The 15,175-nt window shown below is 75.0% G+C and carries 11 protein-coding genes; 8 read left to right on the top strand and 3 right to left on the bottom strand.

The features are described from left to right. Nucleotides 1–69: 69 nt before the first annotated feature. The 5 genes from ACIF6L_RS07645 to ACIF6L_RS07625 all read left to right on the top strand — a co-directional run bounded on the left by ACIF6L_RS07645 (nucleotide 70) and on the right by ACIF6L_RS07625 (nucleotide 7,071). Nucleotides 70–867, top strand: coding sequence for an adenosylcobinamide-GDP ribazoletransferase (locus ACIF6L_RS07645; protein WP_396486892.1), 798 nt, complete (start codon nucleotides 70–72; stop codon nucleotides 865–867). A gap of 301 nt (nucleotides 868–1,168) precedes the next feature. Continuing rightward, nucleotides 1,169–2,674, top strand: a complete 1,506-nt coding sequence (locus tag ACIF6L_RS07640; protein ID WP_329487333.1) for a leucyl aminopeptidase — start codon at nucleotides 1,169–1,171, stop codon at nucleotides 2,672–2,674. A 435-nt stretch (nucleotides 2,675–3,109) separates the two neighbouring features. Then, on the top strand, nucleotides 3,110–4,498 hold the full coding sequence (gene lpdA / locus ACIF6L_RS07635; RefSeq protein ID WP_329487334.1) for a dihydrolipoyl dehydrogenase: 1,389 nt from the start codon (nucleotides 3,110–3,112) through the stop codon (nucleotides 4,496–4,498). 56 nt (nucleotides 4,499–4,554) lie between these two features. Next, a complete protein-coding gene (gene sucB, locus ACIF6L_RS07630; RefSeq protein WP_396486893.1) occupies nucleotides 4,555–6,372 on the top strand; it encodes a 2-oxoglutarate dehydrogenase, E2 component, dihydrolipoamide succinyltransferase in 1,818 nt (605 codons plus the stop codon). 183 nt (nucleotides 6,373–6,555) lie between these two features. After that, on the top strand, nucleotides 6,556–7,071 hold the full coding sequence (locus tag ACIF6L_RS07625) for a DUF4240 domain-containing protein (protein WP_329487336.1): 516 nt from the start codon (nucleotides 6,556–6,558) through the stop codon (nucleotides 7,069–7,071). Between the two features lie 145 nt (nucleotides 7,072–7,216). On the opposite strand, the gene ACIF6L_RS07620 is transcribed toward ACIF6L_RS07625, so the two are convergent. Then, nucleotides 7,217–8,260, bottom strand: a complete 1,044-nt coding sequence (locus ACIF6L_RS07620; protein WP_329487337.1) for a DUF2510 domain-containing protein — start codon at nucleotides 8,258–8,260, stop codon at nucleotides 7,217–7,219. A 187-nt stretch (nucleotides 8,261–8,447) separates the two neighbouring features. Further along, nucleotides 8,448–8,945: a GNAT family N-acetyltransferase gene (locus tag ACIF6L_RS07615; protein WP_396486894.1), complete on the bottom strand. Its 498-nt coding sequence runs from the start codon at nucleotides 8,943–8,945 to the stop codon at nucleotides 8,448–8,450. A gap of 73 nt (nucleotides 8,946–9,018) precedes the next feature. Here ACIF6L_RS07615 and ACIF6L_RS07610 point away from each other — a divergent pair, with 73 nt between their 5' ends. The 3 genes from ACIF6L_RS07610 to ACIF6L_RS07600 all read left to right on the top strand — a co-directional run bounded on the left by ACIF6L_RS07610 (nucleotide 9,019) and on the right by ACIF6L_RS07600 (nucleotide 13,125). Continuing rightward, nucleotides 9,019–9,924, top strand: a complete 906-nt coding sequence (locus ACIF6L_RS07610; protein ID WP_396486895.1) for a TIGR01777 family oxidoreductase — start codon at nucleotides 9,019–9,021, stop codon at nucleotides 9,922–9,924. Nucleotides 9,925–10,459: 535 nt separating this feature from the next. After that, the gene (locus ACIF6L_RS07605; protein WP_359838204.1) at nucleotides 10,460–11,791 is read left to right on the top strand and encodes an FAD-dependent oxidoreductase; all 1,332 of its coding nucleotides are present in this window, start codon (nucleotides 10,460–10,462) and stop codon (nucleotides 11,789–11,791) included. 104 nt (nucleotides 11,792–11,895) lie between these two features. Beyond that, complete coding sequence (locus tag ACIF6L_RS07600; protein WP_396486896.1) at nucleotides 11,896–13,125, top strand: cation:proton antiporter; 1,230 nt, start codon at nucleotides 11,896–11,898, stop codon at nucleotides 13,123–13,125. A gap of 58 nt (nucleotides 13,126–13,183) precedes the next feature. Here ACIF6L_RS07600 and ACIF6L_RS07595 read toward each other — a convergent pair whose 3' ends face one another. Then, nucleotides 13,184–15,019, bottom strand: a complete 1,836-nt coding sequence (locus tag ACIF6L_RS07595; RefSeq protein ID WP_396486897.1) for a regulator — start codon at nucleotides 15,017–15,019, stop codon at nucleotides 13,184–13,186. Nucleotides 15,020–15,175: the final 156 nt, after the last annotated feature.

Here is a 15,175-nt window from a genome sequence, read left to right as displayed (position 1 = left end):
GGGCCCGGACGGGGGCGGGTCGTCGCGGTGCGCGGCGCACCACGGTACGGATGCGAGGAGCGGCGGGCCATGCAGGACGCTTCGGCACGGGAGCCGGCCCGGTGGGGTGAGGGGCTGCGGTTCGCGTTCGGCACGCTCTCCGTGCTGAGGGTGCGGGTCGAGCGGTGGGACCGCCCCACGGCGGGCCGGGCGATGACGGCGGCGCCGGTGGTCGGCCTGACGCTCGGGGCACTGGCCGCGGGCGCGGGAGCGCTGGTGGCCTGGCGCGCGGGCGGGCCGCTCGGCGCGGTGACCGCCGTCGGCGTGCTGGCCGCGCTGACCCGGGGCCTGCATCTGGACGGCCTGGCCGACGTCGCCGACGGCCTGGGCAGCGGCAAACCGGCCGAGGACGCCCTGCGCATCATGAAGCAGTCCGACATCGGGCCGTTCGGCGTACTGACCCTGGTGCTGGTGCTGCTGGCCCAGATCGCCGCGCTGACCGGCCGGTTCGACGCGTCGCCGGCCGGCGGCGCGCTCGCGGTGCTCGCCTCGGCGACGGCCGCGCGGTGCGCACTCGGCTGGGGCTGCCTGCGCCCGGTGCCGGCCGCCCGGCCGGGCGGGCTCGGCGCGATGGTGGCCGGCACCGTGCCGCCGGCCGCGGCGGTGGCGGCGACGGCCGGCTCGGCGCTGCTGCTGGCCGCCTTCGGCCTGCTCGACGGCTCGTCAGTCCTCCGGCTGCCGCTGGCCGTTGCGGTCGGCCTCGGCTGCTCCTGGCTGCTGCTGCGGCGCTGCGTACGCCGGTTCGACGGCATCACCGGGGACGTCCTCGGCGCGATGGCGGAGACCGCCGCGACCGGCACCCTGGTCACCCTCGCGCTGATGGGCTGAGACCCGCCGCCGGCCCCCGCTCCCGGCGTTGGGACACCGGCGGCGCGTGATCCCAGCATGCGGACTACCATGCGTGGAGCACCGCAGCCCTGCACCGTCGCAGGTCCGGCCCGGCCGACGCGCGTCGAGGAGCCGGGGCTTCTGGTGTGTGCGGCCGCCGTGACCGGTGGACGCACGCGCCAGGGGCCCCGGACCCGGCCCGTTCCGGCGGGACGGCCCGCAGTGGCGGCCCCGGGCTGCGCCGGTGCGGCAGCCGTGCCGTGACCGGTGCCGTGGACCGCGATAGAACAGGACGCATTACGTGACTGCATTGTCTGTGAGCACCTCCTCCGCCGCCTCGCTGCGCGCGGACGCCGTGGTGATCGGTGTGGCGAAGGGCCCGAAGGGCATCGTGCTGGCGCCGGGCGCCGAGGCCGTGAGCGAGGCGTTCGAGGGCAAGCTGGCCGAGGTCCTCACCACCCTGGGCGCGACCGGCGCCGAGGGCGAGGCCGTCAAGGTCCCCTCCCCCGCCGGCCTGAAGGCCGCGCTCGTGCTCGCGGTCGGCCTGGGCGAGGCCGCCGACGCCGGCTACGGCCTGGAGACGCTGCGCCGCGCCGCCGGTGTCGCCGCCCGCACCCTGGGCGGCAGCAAGAAGGCCGCGCTGGCCCTGCCGGCCGAGTCCGCCGACGAGGTCGAGGCGGTCGCGCTGGGCGGCCTGCTCGGCGCCTACTCCTTCGGCACCTACAAGGGCAACGGCAGCGCCAAGGAGCCGGTCGGCGAGCTCGTGCTGCTGACCGTCCGCAAGGGCAGCAAGGACGCCAAGGCCGCCGTCGAGCGCGCCGTCGTCCTCGGCGAGGAGATGAACCGCGCCCGCGACCTGGTCAACACCGCGCCCAACGACCTGAACCCCAAGGGCTTCGCCGCGATCGCCCAGGCGGCCGGCAAGGAGCACGGCCTCAAGGTCGAGGTGCTGGACGAGAAGGCGCTGCTCAAGGGCGGCTTCGGCGGCCTGCTCGGCGTCGGCAACGGCTCGGCCAACCCGCCGCGGCTGGTGAAGGTGGCCTACACCCACCCGAAGGCCAAGGCGAGCCTGGCGTTCGTCGGCAAGGGCATCACCTACGACTCGGGCGGCATCTCGCTGAAGCCGGCCGGCCACAACGAGACCATGAAGTGCGACATGGCCGGCGCGGCCGCGGTGTTCGCCGCCGTCGTCTCCGCCAAGCGCCTGGGCCTCGCCGTCAACGTCACCGCCTGGCTGGCGCTGGCCGAGAACATGCCGTCGGGCACCGCCACCCGCCCGGGTGACGTGCTGCGCATGTACGGCGGCAAGACCGTCGAGGTGCTGAACACCGACGCCGAGGGCCGCCTGGTGCTGGCCGACGCCATCGTGCGCGCCGGCGAGGAGAACCCGGACGTGATCGTCGACGTGGCGACGCTGACCGGCGCGATGATGCTGGCGCTGGGCAGCCGCACCTTCGGCGTGATGGCCAACAACGACGAGCTGCGCGAGACCCTGCACACCGTCGCGGGCGAGGCCGGCGAGCAGTCCTGGCCGATGCCGCTGCCGGCCGAGCTGCGCAAGGGCATGACCGAGTCGACCATCGCCGACCTGGCCAACATGGGCGAGCGGATGGGCGGCGGCCTGGTGGCCGGCCTGTTCCTCAAGGAGTTCGTGGCCGAGGGCATCGACTGGGCCCACCTGGACATCGCCGGCCCCGCCTTCCACGAGGGCGCGCCGTTCGGCTACACCCCCAAGGGCGGCACCGCGAGCGCGGTGCGCACCCTGGTCCGCTTCGCCGAGCGGACCGCGGCGGGCGACAAGGCCTGATCCGGGGTTCGGACGGACGGGGTCCCGCGCACTCGCGCCGGACCCCGTCCGCGTTCCCGGGGCCGGCCCGCCCTCGGGTGCCCGCCCGCCCGCGGCGCTGTTACCTGCGAGTAGAAGGCGGGAGCCCGTCCGCACCTCTGTTCGCTGCGGGCGAAACTTTGTTCCACAGTGCGGAACCGGGGGCGGGCCGGGCCGCGCCAAAGGCCGCTCCCGCCGCTGTCAAGCCCGCATTGAGCTGCGATGATGCCCTTCGGTCGGGGCTGTTCCCGCCCCTGTGACCGCCCTTTGGGACGCCCGTGGGGTGGACCCGGACATCAGCTGCCGTGAACAAGTGCGAAGATGTATTTCCGGCACGACTGGGCGCCCCACAAAGGCTTCCGACCCACCGGACCGCGACCGGCCCGGCGACCCACCCCATTGCATGGAGGACGTGACGTGGCGAACGACGCCAGCACCGTTTTCGACGTAGTCATTCTCGGAGGCGGAAGCGGCGGTTACGCCGCGGCGCTCCGCGCCGCTCAGCTGGGTCTGAGCGTCGCCCTGGTCGAGAAGGGTGAGCTGGGCGGCACCTGCCTGCACCGCGGCTGCATCCCGACCAAGGCACTGCTGCACGCCGCCGAGATCGCGGACGAGACGAAGGAGGCCGCCGAGTTCGGCGTTCTGGCCACCTTCCAGGGCATCGACATCAACGGCGTCCACAAGTACAAGGACGACGTCATCGCCGGCCTGTACAAGGGCCTGCAGGGCCTGGTCGCCTCCCGCAAGGTGACCTTCATCCAGGGCGAGGGCAAGCTCTCCTCGCAGACCTCGGTGGACGTCAACGGCCAGCGCGTCGAGGGCCGCCACATCGTCCTCGCCACCGGCTCCGTGCCGAAGTCGCTGCCGGGCCTGACCATCGACGGCGACCGCGTGATCTCCTCGGACCACGCGCTCAAGCTCGACCGCATCCCGAAGTCCGCCGTGATCCTCGGCGGCGGCGTGATCGGCGTCGAGTTCGCCTCGGTCTGGAAGTCCTTCGGCGTCGACGTCACCATCGTCGAGGCGCTGCCGCACCTGGTCCCGCTGGAGGACGAGAACTCCTCCAAGCTGCTGGAGCGCGCGTTCCGCAAGCGCGGCATCAAGTTCGAGCTGAAGGCCCGCTTCTCCGGTGTCGAGTACACCGAGACCGGCGTGCGCGTCTCCACCGAGAACGGCAAGCAGATCGACGCCGACCTGCTGCTCGTGGCCATCGGCCGCGGCCCGGTCTCGGCCGGCCTCGGCTACGAGGAGAACGGCGTCGCGATGGACCGCGGCTACGTGCTCGTCGACGAGTACATGCGCACCAACGTGCCCACCATCTCCGCCGTCGGCGACCTCGTCCCGACCCTGCAGCTGGCCCACGTCGGCTTCGCCGAGGGCATCCTGGTCGCCGAGCGCGTGGCCGGCCTCAAGGCCGTGCCGATCGACTACGACGGCGTCCCCCGCGTGACCTACTCCAACCCCGAGGTGGCCTCCGTCGGCATCTCCGAGGCCAAGGCCGTCGAGCTGTACGGCAAGGAGAAGGTCGTCACCCTCAAGTACAACCTGGCCGGCAACGGCAAGAGCAAGATCCTGAAGACCGCCGGCGAGATCAAGCTCGTCCAGGTCAAGGACGGCGCCGTGGTCGGCGTCCACATGGTCGGCGCCCGGATGGGCGAGCAGGTCGGCGAGGCGCAGCTGATCTACAACTGGGAGGCTCTGCCGGCCGAGGTCGCGCAGCTCATCCACGCCCACCCGACCCAGTCCGAGGCCCTGGGCGAGGCGCACCTGGCGCTGGCCGGCAAGCCGCTGCACGCGCACGACTGATCACGCCCCACTCCCCCCATTCCAGTACGCAAGACTTGATAGGAGTCGCTGAAACCATGGCGGTCTCAGTAACACTGCCCGCGCTGGGCGAGAGCGTTTCCGAGGGCACCGTCACCCGTTGGCTGAAGGCCGAGGGTGAGCGTGTGGAGGTCGACGAGCCGCTGCTCGAGGTCTCCACCGACAAGGTCGACACCGAGATCCCGGCCCCGGCCTCGGGCATCCTGGCCTCGATCAAGGTCGGCGAGGACGAGACCGTCGAGGTCGGCGCCGAGCTGGCGGTCATCGACGACGGCTCCGGCGCGCCGGTCCCCGCCGCGGCCCCGGCCGCCGAGGCCGCTCCGGCCGCCGCCCCGGCCCCGGTCGCGGAGGCGCCCGCCGCCCCCGCCCCGGCCGCCGAGGCTCCGGCTCCGGCCGCCCCGGCCGCCGCGCCGGCCGCCGACGCCACCCCGGTGCTGCTCCCCGCGCTGGGCGAGTCGGTCACCGAGGGCACCGTCACCCGCTGGCTGAAGGCCGAGGGTGAGACGGTCGAGGTCGACGAGCCGCTGCTCGAGGTCTCCACCGACAAGGTCGACACCGAGATCCCGTCGCCGGTCGCCGGTGTCGTGGTGAAGATCCTGGTCGGCGAGGACGAGACCGCCGAGGTCGGCGCCCAGCTCGCGCTGATCGGCGCCCCGGGCGCGGCCCCGGCCGCCCCGGCCCCGGCTGCCGCTCCCGCCCCGGCTCCGGCCGCCGCTCCCGCCCCGGCTCCGGCCGCCGCCCCCGCTCCGGCTCCGGCTCCGGCTCCGGCTCCGGCCGAGGCTCCGGCTCCGGCCGCCCCGGTGGCCCCGCCGGCCCCGGCCCCCGTCGCCGCCCCGGCCCCCGTCGCGCCGGCTCCGGCCGCTCCGGCCGCTCCGGTCGCCGCCCCGGCTCCGGCCGGCGCCCCGGCTCCGGCCGCCGCGCCGGCCGCCGACAGCGGTGACGCCTACGTCACCCCGCTGGTGCGCAAGCTCGCCGCCGAGCAGGGCGTCGCCCTGGCCTCCGTCACCGGCACCGGTGTCGGCGGCCGCATCCGCAAGCAGGACGTCATCGCCGCCGCCGAGGCGGCGAAGGCCGTTCCGGCCCCCGCCGCTGCCGCCCCGGCCGCCGCGCCGAAGGCCGCCGCCGCGCCGTCCCCGCTGCGTGGCCAGACGGTCAAGATGACCCGCATCCGCAAGGCCATCGGCGACAACATGCTGAAGGCCCTGCACGAGCAGGCCCAGCTGACCAGCGTCGTCGAGGTGGACGTCACCAAGGTCATCTCGCTGCGCGGCAAGGCCAAGGACGCCTTCCTCGCCCGCGAGGGCGTGAAGCTGTCCCCGATGCCGTTCTTCGTCAAGGCCGCCGCCCAGGCGCTGAAGAGCCACCCGGTGATCAACGCCCGCATCAACGAGGCCGAGGGCACCGTCACCTACTTCGACTCCGAGAACATCGGGATCGCGGTGGACTCCGAGAAGGGTCTGATGACCCCGGTCATCAAGGGTGCGGGCGACCTCAACATCGCCGGCATCTCGAAGAAGACCGCGGAGCTGGCCGGCAAGGTCCGCGGCAACAAGATCACTCCGGACGAGCTGTCCGGCGCGACCTTCACCATCAGCAACACCGGTTCGCGCGGTGCGCTGTTCGACACCGTCATCGTGCCGCCGAACCAGGTCGCCATCCTGGGCATCGGCGCGACGGTCAAGCGCCCGGTCGTCATCGAGGCCGACGGCGGCACCGCCATCGGCATCCGTGACATGACCTACCTGTCGCTCTCCTACGACCACCGCCTGGTGGACGGCGCCGACGCCGCCCGCTTCCTGGTGGCCGTCAAGGAGATCCTGGAGGCCGGCGAGTTCGAGGTCGAGCTCGGCCTCTGAGCCGGCCGCCACGGCAGCCCACGCAGTACGGAACCCCGCGTCGTCCCCGGACGGCGCGGGGTTCCGCGTTGGCGCCCGGCCGCCCGACACCGGCCTCGGTACCCGTACTCCCCCGGCGCGGCCCGCGTTTCGCCGGGCCCATCGCATGCGATCGCGCGGGCGAACAGGGATGCTGGAGCGGTGATGGACGAGACCGACTTCTGGCAGATCATCGACGACACCCGGGAGGACGCCGACGGCGACCCCGACGAGCAGGCGGAACGGCTGGTGGAACGGCTCGTCCAACTGACCCCGGACGACGTCATCGACTTCGCGCGGCTCTTCGAGGCCCGGTTCCAGCGCGCCTACCGGACCGACCTGTGGGGCGCGGCCCACCTGCTGCTGGACGGCGCCTCCGAGGACACCTTCGACTACTTCCGCTGCTGGCTGATCGGCCAGGGGCGGGAGGTGTTCGAGGGCGGCCTGCACGAGCCGGACGATCTGGCCGACCTGCTCCCGGAGTTCGACGAGGAGGAGGACGGCGAGGCCGAGGACCTGGGCTACGCGGCCGACGAGGCGTACGAGCAGTTGACCGGGCTGCCGCTGCCCGAGGTGGGCGACCGGCAGCCCGCGCGGCCGGCCGGCGCCGCGCTGGACTTCGAGGACCCGGACACGATGGCGAAACGGTTCCCCAAGCTCTGGGAGCGGTACGGGGACTGACCCGGGAGCGGTACCGGGAGCGGCCCGGCGAAGGGTCCGGCCCGGTGGGAGGTCCGGCCCGGTGGCGGCCGGAACGCCGGAGCGGGTGCCCGAGCGGGTGGCTCGGACACCCGCTCGGGCTGCCGGTGGCGTCGGACGCCCGGGCTCAGGTGCCGGAGCCGGAGCCGCTGCCGTCCTGCTTGATGCCCTTGAGGATCTGGTCGAGCACGGTGGGATCGGGTGCGCCCGCGGCGTCGTCGACCCCGCCCTCGAAGGCCACGAAGCCACCGCCCTTGGCCGGGACGGCCGCCAGCAGGATGTAGCCCTTGGTGCCGTCCGAGGTGGTGATGTGCCACCGCACCGCGTAGCCGGAGACGCCCGCCACGGTGGTGTTGGCGGAGCCCGCGTCGGTGTGCGAGGTGATCCCGGTGAAGATCGCCGCCGCGTAGGTGGGCATCGCCGCCTCCGCCGCCGCCCGGGCCGAGGCTCCGGAGATGGTGTCCTTCTCCACCGAGAACTGGCCCCTGATGCAGGAGCCGCCGCTCGGGCAGGTGTAGCGGCCGCTGCCCAGGAAGACCGTCGAGTGCGTGGTGTCGGTCTGCGAGTCCCAGCCCTGGAAGATCGGCACCGTGATGGAGTGCTGGGCGTCCGCGGCGGTGTCCTTGACCACCGGCACCGGCGGCAGGCTAGGGGCCGGCGTGGGCGTGGGCGCGGGTGTGCGCGTGGTCGGGCCGGGGCTCGGCGTCCGGCTCGGGGTGTCGGTGACGGTGACCGTCGGCACCGGCTCCGGGTCGGCCTTGGGATCGCCGCCGCTGTTGAGGGCGATCGCGGCGACCACGCCGACCACGGCCAGCACGCCGACCACGATCCCCACGACCGCGCCCGGCTTCATCCGGCCGGGCGGCGGCGGCGACGGCGGATAGCCGCCCTGCGGGTAGCCGTAGGCCTGTTGGTCCGGCGTCGGGTAGCCGTAGCCGGGCGTGCCCTGCTGAGGCGCGCCGTAGCCGTACGCGGGCGGCGGGGAGACGGGGGCGGGCTGCTGCGGGGTCTGCCAGGAGACCTGGGTCGGGGCGTCGGCGAGCCCGCCGCCGCCCGCCTGGAGGGGGCGGACGTCGCTGGTCCAGGCGTTGCCGTCCCACCAGCGCTCATGACCGGGCGTGCCGTCCGCACCCGGTACCGGGTACCACCCGGGAGGCGTCGAGTTGCTCACGGCCGTACGGTACCCGGCGCGGCACTGCTCCAGACAGGTTGGGTCTGTCACGAGTCTGCACCACCCCGGGGACCCTGATCTGACGTCCCGTCAGCGACTCGGGCCCCGGGAGGCGGCACGCGACCCACCCGCCGCGCCGGAGGGGGCGACGGGCGACCCGCCAGGCGCGGGAGGGCGGAGCGCGGGGTCAGCCGAGCAGTGAACGGGCCATCCAGATGTCGTCCACGTACCGGCCGTCGATCAGGAACTCCTCGGCGAGCGAACCCTCGACCACGAAGCCGCAGGCCTCGTAGAGGCGGCGGGCCGGGGCGTTGTGCCCGAGCACCCGCAGGGTGATCCGACGCGCCCCCTGCTCCGCGGCGGCCGCACAGCCCGCCTCCACCAGCGCCCGGCCGACGCCCCGGCCGCGGGCCCCGGCGGAGACCGCCAGCCCCTGGATCTGCCGCACGTGCCCGTTACTGGCCAGCGGGGTGGGCGGAACCACCCGGATGTAGCCGACGATCCGGCCACCCAGCAGGGCGAGCAGGAACTGGTCCGGGGTGTGGCGTTCGTCGAACACGGTGTCCCCCTCGGCCGGCTGCGGGGCGACGTCGCTCTGCCAGGACCAGGCGGCCCGGTTGAGCGCGGAGAGTTCCTTCTCGTCCTCGGTCTGGGCGGGACGGATGATCAGATCTTCGGCGTGCATGCGCGCCATGCTAGTCAGCCGCGCCCGGGGTGGATACGGAGTTCCGGCCGCCGGAAACTGCGAGGATGGGCCCATGCGCATCGCGGTCACAGGATCCACGGGATTGATCGGCTCGACACTCGTCCGCTCGCTGCTGGCCGACGGCCACGAGGTGGTCCGGCTGGTCCGGCACCGCTCCAGAACCGGTCCGCGGCCGGACGGGACGACGGCGATCGGCTGGAACCCGCTGCTGGGCCAGGTGGACCGGGCCGGGCTGGCCGGCGTCGAGGCGGTGGTGCACCTGGCGGGCGCCGGGGTCGGCGACCGCCGCTGGACCGACGCGTACAAGCGGGAGATCCGGGAGAGCCGGGTGCTCGGCACCGAAACGCTGGCCGTCGCGATGGCCGAACTCGACAAGCCGCCCCGGGTCTTCGTCAGCGCCTCGGCCGTCGGCTACTACGGCCAGACCGGCGACCGGGTGATCGACGAGGATTCGCCCGCCGGGGACGACTTCCTCGCCGAGGTCTGCGTCGAGTGGGAGGCCTCCGCGCGGCCCGCCGAACGGGCCGGGATCCGGGTGGTCCACCCGCGCACCGGGCTGGTGCTCTCGGCCGCGGGCGGGGCCGGCGGTCGGCTCTTCCCGCTGTTCCGCCTGGGGCTCGGCGGGCGGCTCGGCGACGGCCGGCAGTACTGGAGCTTCATCTCACTGGCGGACGAGGTCGCCGCACTGCGGTTCCTGATCGACCGCGACGACCTGAGCGGCGCGTTCAACCTCAGCGCGCCGGAGCCGGTCACCAACGCCGAACTGACGGCGGCGCTCGGCCGGGTACTGAAGCGGCCGACGCCGTTCCCGGTGCCGGAGGCGGCGCTCAAGGCGGTGCTGGGCGAGCTGGCCGTCGAGGTGACCGGCAGCCACCGGGTGGTACCGCGGCGGCTGCTGGAGGCCGGCTTCCGCTTCGAGCACCCGGACGTGGACTCGGCGGTGCGGGCGGCACTGTAGCGGCGGGGCGGCGTCGCGGCGGTTCCGCGAGTGGCGGAGCCGTAGCGGCGGTGCCGTGCGGTCGCGGCGGCGCCGTCGCCGCGGGGCGGCATGGTGGCGGCCGCTCCGGGCGGCCGCGGGGTGCGCGCGGAGCGGGCGCGTCCGGTAGGGCGCCTGCGGTAGGCCGAGTGGTCCGGGCGCGGCTGCCCCGCCCGGGCCGCCCGCGTACGCCCGCTACGGCATCAGCCCTGGCCGGGGGCATATGCCGAGCGGGGGTCGGGAGGGGCTCCGGGAGGGGGCGCACGGGAGCACGAACCAGGCGCGCCGCACGCCCCTGGTGACGGTGCGCGCCCGTGGAGCCCGAACCGGACCACTTGCGGGCACCGTGTGTGACCGCGCCCCCACCGCATGCTGTCGAACCCTCCCCGGGACCCGGATAGGGCCCGGTGTGCTTGTCTGACGCTCGTACTGACTGGGCATCACACCGTCGGACCGTGTCCCGGCACCCCGCTGCCTGCGTCGGCCGAAGCTCCGGGACCAGGGAGGGAGCACGCCAGTGCCCACATACGACTTCACCCGCCGCACCCGCCGACAGTCCGATCCGGACGTCGTCGTGGTGGGGGCCGGACTCGCGGGCCTGGCCGCCGCCCGCGCGCTCACCGGCTACGGCCTGACCGTCCAGGTCCTGGAGGCCTCGGGCCGGATCGGCGGCCGGATGGCCACCCGCGAGCTGGACGGCTTCCGGCTCGACCACGGCAGCCAGTTGCTGAACACCGCGTACCCCGAGCTGAGCCGGGCGCTCGACCTGGACCGGCTCGGCCTGCACCCGCTCGCGCCCGGCGTGCTCGTGCACAGCGGGGGCCGCCGCTACCGCGCCGGGGACCCGCAGTTGACCGCCGCCCGCCAGGCGGCCTCCCGGGCCCCGCTGGGCAGTCCGCTGGACAAGGCCCGGCTGGGCAGCTGGCTCAGCCGGCTGGCCGCCACCCCGGCCGGCCGACTGCAGGCCCGGCCGGAGACCACCACCGCCCGCGCGCTCGGCGAACGCGGGCTCGCCCCGCGCACCGTCGACGGCTTCCTGCGGCCGCTGCTCGGCGCCCTGCTCAGCGATCCGGCCCTGGGCACCAGCAGCCGGATCGCCGACCTGGTGCTGCGCTGCTACGCGCGCGGCCGCCTCTGTCTGCCCGCCGACGGGATCGCGGCCGTCCCGGCCCAAGTGGCCGCCGCCCTGCCGGCCGACACCCTGCGGCCCGGCGTGCGGGTCACCTCGATCGCGGCCGACGGCGTGGAGACCGCCGGCCACGGCCGGATCGGCGCCCAGGCCGTCGTGGTGGCGACCGACGCACGCTCGGCCGCCGCGCTACTGCCCGGGCTGCGACTGCCGGACTTCCACCCCGTCACGACCTTCTACCACGCGGCCGACCGGGCGCCGATCGGCGAGGCCGTCCTGCTGCTGGACGGCGACCGGCCGAACGGCCACCCGCCGCTGGTCTCGCACTCCCTGGTGCTCAGCGAGCTGCACCACTCGTACGCCCCGCCCGGGCAGGCCCTGATCGCCACCACCGTGCTGGGGCGGCGCTCCTTCGACTCCGGCGGGCCCGCCGCGCTCGAACCCGCGGTGCGGGCCCGGCTGGCGGAGCTGTACGGCGTCCCGACGAAGGGCTGGCAGTTCCTGAGCGTGCGCCACGTCCCGGACGCGGTGCCGGCCATGCCGCCGCCGCACAACAACCGCCGCCCGGTGCGCCTGCTGGCCGGGCTGTACGTCTGCGGCGACCACCGGGACACCAGCAGCGTCCAGGGCGCCCTGGTGTCGGGGCGGCGGGCGGCCCTGGCCGTGGCGCGCGACCTCGGGCTGCCGGTCTCCGCCCGGGAGGCGGAGGCGGCGGCGTAACACGCGGCCGCCGGGCTGCCGGGACGGCACGTCACGGCATGCCAGTATGCCGATATGACCGCTAATCGGACGTTTTCCGTCCAGGACCCCGGGCCCCTCGCCCGGTGAGCGCCGACTGCCGGATCGACCCGCTCGCACTGATCCTGATCCCGGCCGCCGCCGTGGCCGCCCCGCTGCTGGCCGACCGGCTGCTGCGGTGGGTCGCCGTGCCCACGGTGGTGTTCGAGATCGTGCTCGGCGTCCTGATCGGCCCCGACGTCCTGGACTGGGCGCAGGTCGACGGGCTGGTCGACGCGCTCTCCGAATTCGGCCTGGCGATGCTGATGTTCCTGGCCGGTTACGAGATCGACTTCGCCAAGCTGCGCGGCGGCCCGCTGAAGCGGGCGGGCGCCGCGTGGCTGGTGTCCCTGGTGGTGGCCCTCGGCGTGGGCGCCACGGTCAACCGGGACCCGCTGAACGGCGCCTTCGCCGGGCTCGCGCTCACCACCACCGCGCTCGGCACCATCCTGCCGATCCTGCGCGACTCCGGGGAGTTGCCGACGCCGTTCGGCTCGCTGGTGATGGCCACCGGCGCGGTCGGCGAGTTCGGGCCGATCATCGCGGTCGCGATCCTGCTCAGCGGCAACAGCCCGGCCAGGACCGCCGTCATCCTGGCCGTCTTCGCGGTGATCACGACGGCCGCCGTCGGCTTCGCCCGGCGGCCCCGGCCGGACTGGGTGACCCGGCTGATCCGCCGCACCCTGCGCACCTCCGGCCAGTTCGCGATCCGCACGGTGATCCTGGTGCTGACCTCGATGGTGTCCGCCGCGGTCTGGCTCGACCTGGACATGCTGCTCGGCGCCTTCACCGCCGGGATCATCTCCCATCTGCTGCTGACCGACGTGCCCGAGGCCACGGAGGAGGTCATCGAGGCCAAGCTGGAGGGCATCGGCTTCGGCTTCCTCGTGCCGGTGTTCTTCGTGGTCAGCGGGATGAACTTCGACCTGGAGGCGCTGCTCCGGGACCCGGGCAGCCTGCTGCTCGTCCCGGTGTTCCTGCTGCTGCTCCTGGCCGTGCGCGGACTGCCGGCGGCCCTCCTCGCCCCGATCGGGCTGGGCCGCCGCGACCGGGCGGCGCTCGGCCTGTACGGCGCGACCGCGCTGCCGCTGGTCGTGGTGATCACCACGATCGAGGTGGACGCCGGGCACCTGCCGTCCTCCACCGCGGCCGCGCTGGTCGGCGCGGGGATGCTCTCCGTCCTGGCCTTCCCACTGCTCGCCCAGCGGCTGCGCGGGAGCGCCCGCCCACCGGCCGCCGGGGGCGACCGGCAGCGGGTCAACGCCGAGAGCTGGTAGCCGCCGCGGCGGACCGGCCGCCGGGCCCGGCCGGGCGGCCCCCCGGCGCGGGCCGTCGTCAGATCACCCCCGCCTGGCGCGCCGTCTCCTCGAAGGCGCGGGCCACCGGACTGCCCCGGTAGGGGGTGAGCCGGCGGTGGAAGTCCCGGACGTACTCCAGCGAACGGGCCGAGCGCATCTCCCCGGCCGCCCGCAGTGCGTCGGTGGCCATGGTGCACGCCTCGTCCAAGTCCCCCATGCCGAGCCGGGCGGTGGCCAGCACCATCCGGCAGAAGATCCGGCTGCGGGCGTAGGCGGGCGAGCGCAGCCGCAGGGACTTCTCGGCGTGCTGCGCCGCCGTCCGCCACTGCTGGAGGTCCCGGTAGCAGTGGGCGAACTCGTCGGAGAGCTGCGCTTCGTCGAAGTAGCGCGCCCAGGAAGGCAGTTCATCGCCGGCCCGGGCGCCGGCCAGGGCCCGCTCGGAGCGGACCAGGGCGGTGGTGCAGGAGCGGACGTCGCCCAGCAGGCCGTGGCCGCGCGCCTCGGCGGCGTGCAGCAGCGACTGCACGGTGGGCGGCACGGCGGTGCCCACGCCCTGCTGGGCGACCCGCGCCAGCTGGACCGCCTCCCGGCCGTGGCCGAGATGGACGGCCTGCTGGCTCATCGTCACCAGGATGTAGCCGCCGAGCGCGCGGTCCCCGGCGGCCTGGGAGAGCCGCAGGGCCTGGACGAAGTAGCGCTGGGCCAGGCCGTGCGCGGCGATGTCGAAGGACGTCCAGCCGGCGAGCCTGGTCAGGTCGGCGACGGCCCCGAAGAGCGCCCGCCCGATCTGCTCGCCGTAGCGGCCGCGCAGCATCGGCTCGGCCTCGCTCTCCAGGTAGCGGACCAGCGCCTGGCGGGCGTGCCCGCCGCCGTAGGCGTGGTCCAGCGCGCGGAAGAGGTCCCCGACGGCGCGGATGGCGGCGATGTCGCCCCGGCCGACGCGCAGCGCGGGCCTCGGCTCGCGGGCCGGGTCGGTGTACGGCGGTTCGACGGCGGTCGGCGGCCGACGGCTCTGGGTCGGCACCCGGCCGATCGCGGCGGCCGAGGCGGCCGGGGCCGGCGGTGCGCCGGCGCCGCGGGCCGGGCGGGCGGGGGACGCTCCGGGCGCCGCAGCGCGCGCCTGGGGTGCGGACGGCCCGCCGGGCCCGGCCGGACCGCCGGGCGCCGGGCCGGCGGCGGTGTCCGGCCGGGGCAGCGTGGAGCCGTCCCGGGCGACCCGCTCGTCGGTGCGGCCGATCAGCCAGTCCCGGCTGGGGACGACCAGGCCGGCCGGGGTGAAGGCGATCCGGCGCAGCTCGGACTGCGGGCCGTTGTCCTTGCGCCACATGCTCGCCACGATGTCCACCGCCTCCTGCGGCGTCTCGGCGAACTCCAGGCCGGCGTAGACCGGGGCGCAGGCGTCCAGGCCGAGGTCCTGGGCGGTGAGGCGGCGGCCGAGCCGGCGGGTGAAGACCTCGGCGATCAGCGCCGGGGTGGCCCCGCGCGGCTGCTGGCCGCGGAGCCAGCGGGTGACCGAGGTCTTGTCGTACCGCAGGTCCAGGCCGTGCTCCAGGCCGAGCTGGTCGACCCGGCGGGCCAGGCCGGCGTGCGAGAAGCCGGCCTCCTCGATCAGGGCGGCGAGCTGGCCGTTCTGCGGAGCCGGACCGGTGCTCACCGCGGCCGGTGGCGGGGCGGGCGCGGGTGCGACGGGCGCGTCCGCGGGCGCCGGGGCGCTCCGGTGCGGTGCGGTCGTGACCTGCGCGGGCAGCCGCATATCGGCGGCGGCCGGGGCCTCGGGGGCGTCCGGAAGGGCCCGGCCGACCGGACCTCGGTGCTGGTCGAGCGGGTCGAGCGGTCCGTACGCCGGGCTGTCGGTTGCAGGCCGTTGGGGCATAGTCAGTCAACACCTCTCGGACGCCGTACCGGCTCCACCAGCACTTCGGCTGCCTGTGGCGGCGCCCCCTGTCGGGAATCGGCGTGAATGTAGCGAGCATTCGGGCGCTATGGGCGGTTCTGACCGAGCAATCCTCCGAACGGGTGAAGCATCGGC

The sequence above is a fragment of the Kitasatospora sp. NPDC086009 genome (assembly GCF_044540385.1).
Lineage (GTDB): Bacteria > Actinomycetota > Actinomycetes > Streptomycetales > Streptomycetaceae > Kitasatospora.
Note: the sequence above shows the minus strand (reverse complement) of the source record. Positions and strands in the feature narration are given on the sequence as shown.

What these genes read in the sequence shown, in the direction of transcription:
- ACIF6L_RS07645 (WP_396486892.1), top strand. Translation starts at nt 70, where the DNA reads ATGCAGGACGCTTCGGCACGGGAGCCGGCCCGGTGGGGTGAGGGGCTG.
- sucB (WP_396486893.1), top strand. Translation starts at nt 4,555, where the DNA reads ATGGCGGTCTCAGTAACACTGCCCGCGCTGGGCGAGAGCGTTTCCGAG.
- ACIF6L_RS07625 (WP_329487336.1), top strand. Translation starts at nt 6,556, where the DNA reads ATGGACGAGACCGACTTCTGGCAGATCATCGACGACACCCGGGAGGAC.
- ACIF6L_RS07615 (WP_396486894.1), bottom strand. Translation starts at nt 8,945, where the DNA reads ATGCACGCCGAAGATCTGATCATCCGTCCCGCCCAGACCGAGGACGAG.
- ACIF6L_RS07610 (WP_396486895.1), top strand. Translation starts at nt 9,019, where the DNA reads ATGCGCATCGCGGTCACAGGATCCACGGGATTGATCGGCTCGACACTC.
- ACIF6L_RS07595 (WP_396486897.1), bottom strand. Translation starts at nt 15,019, where the DNA reads ATGCCCCAACGGCCTGCAACCGACAGCCCGGCGTACGGACCGCTCGAC.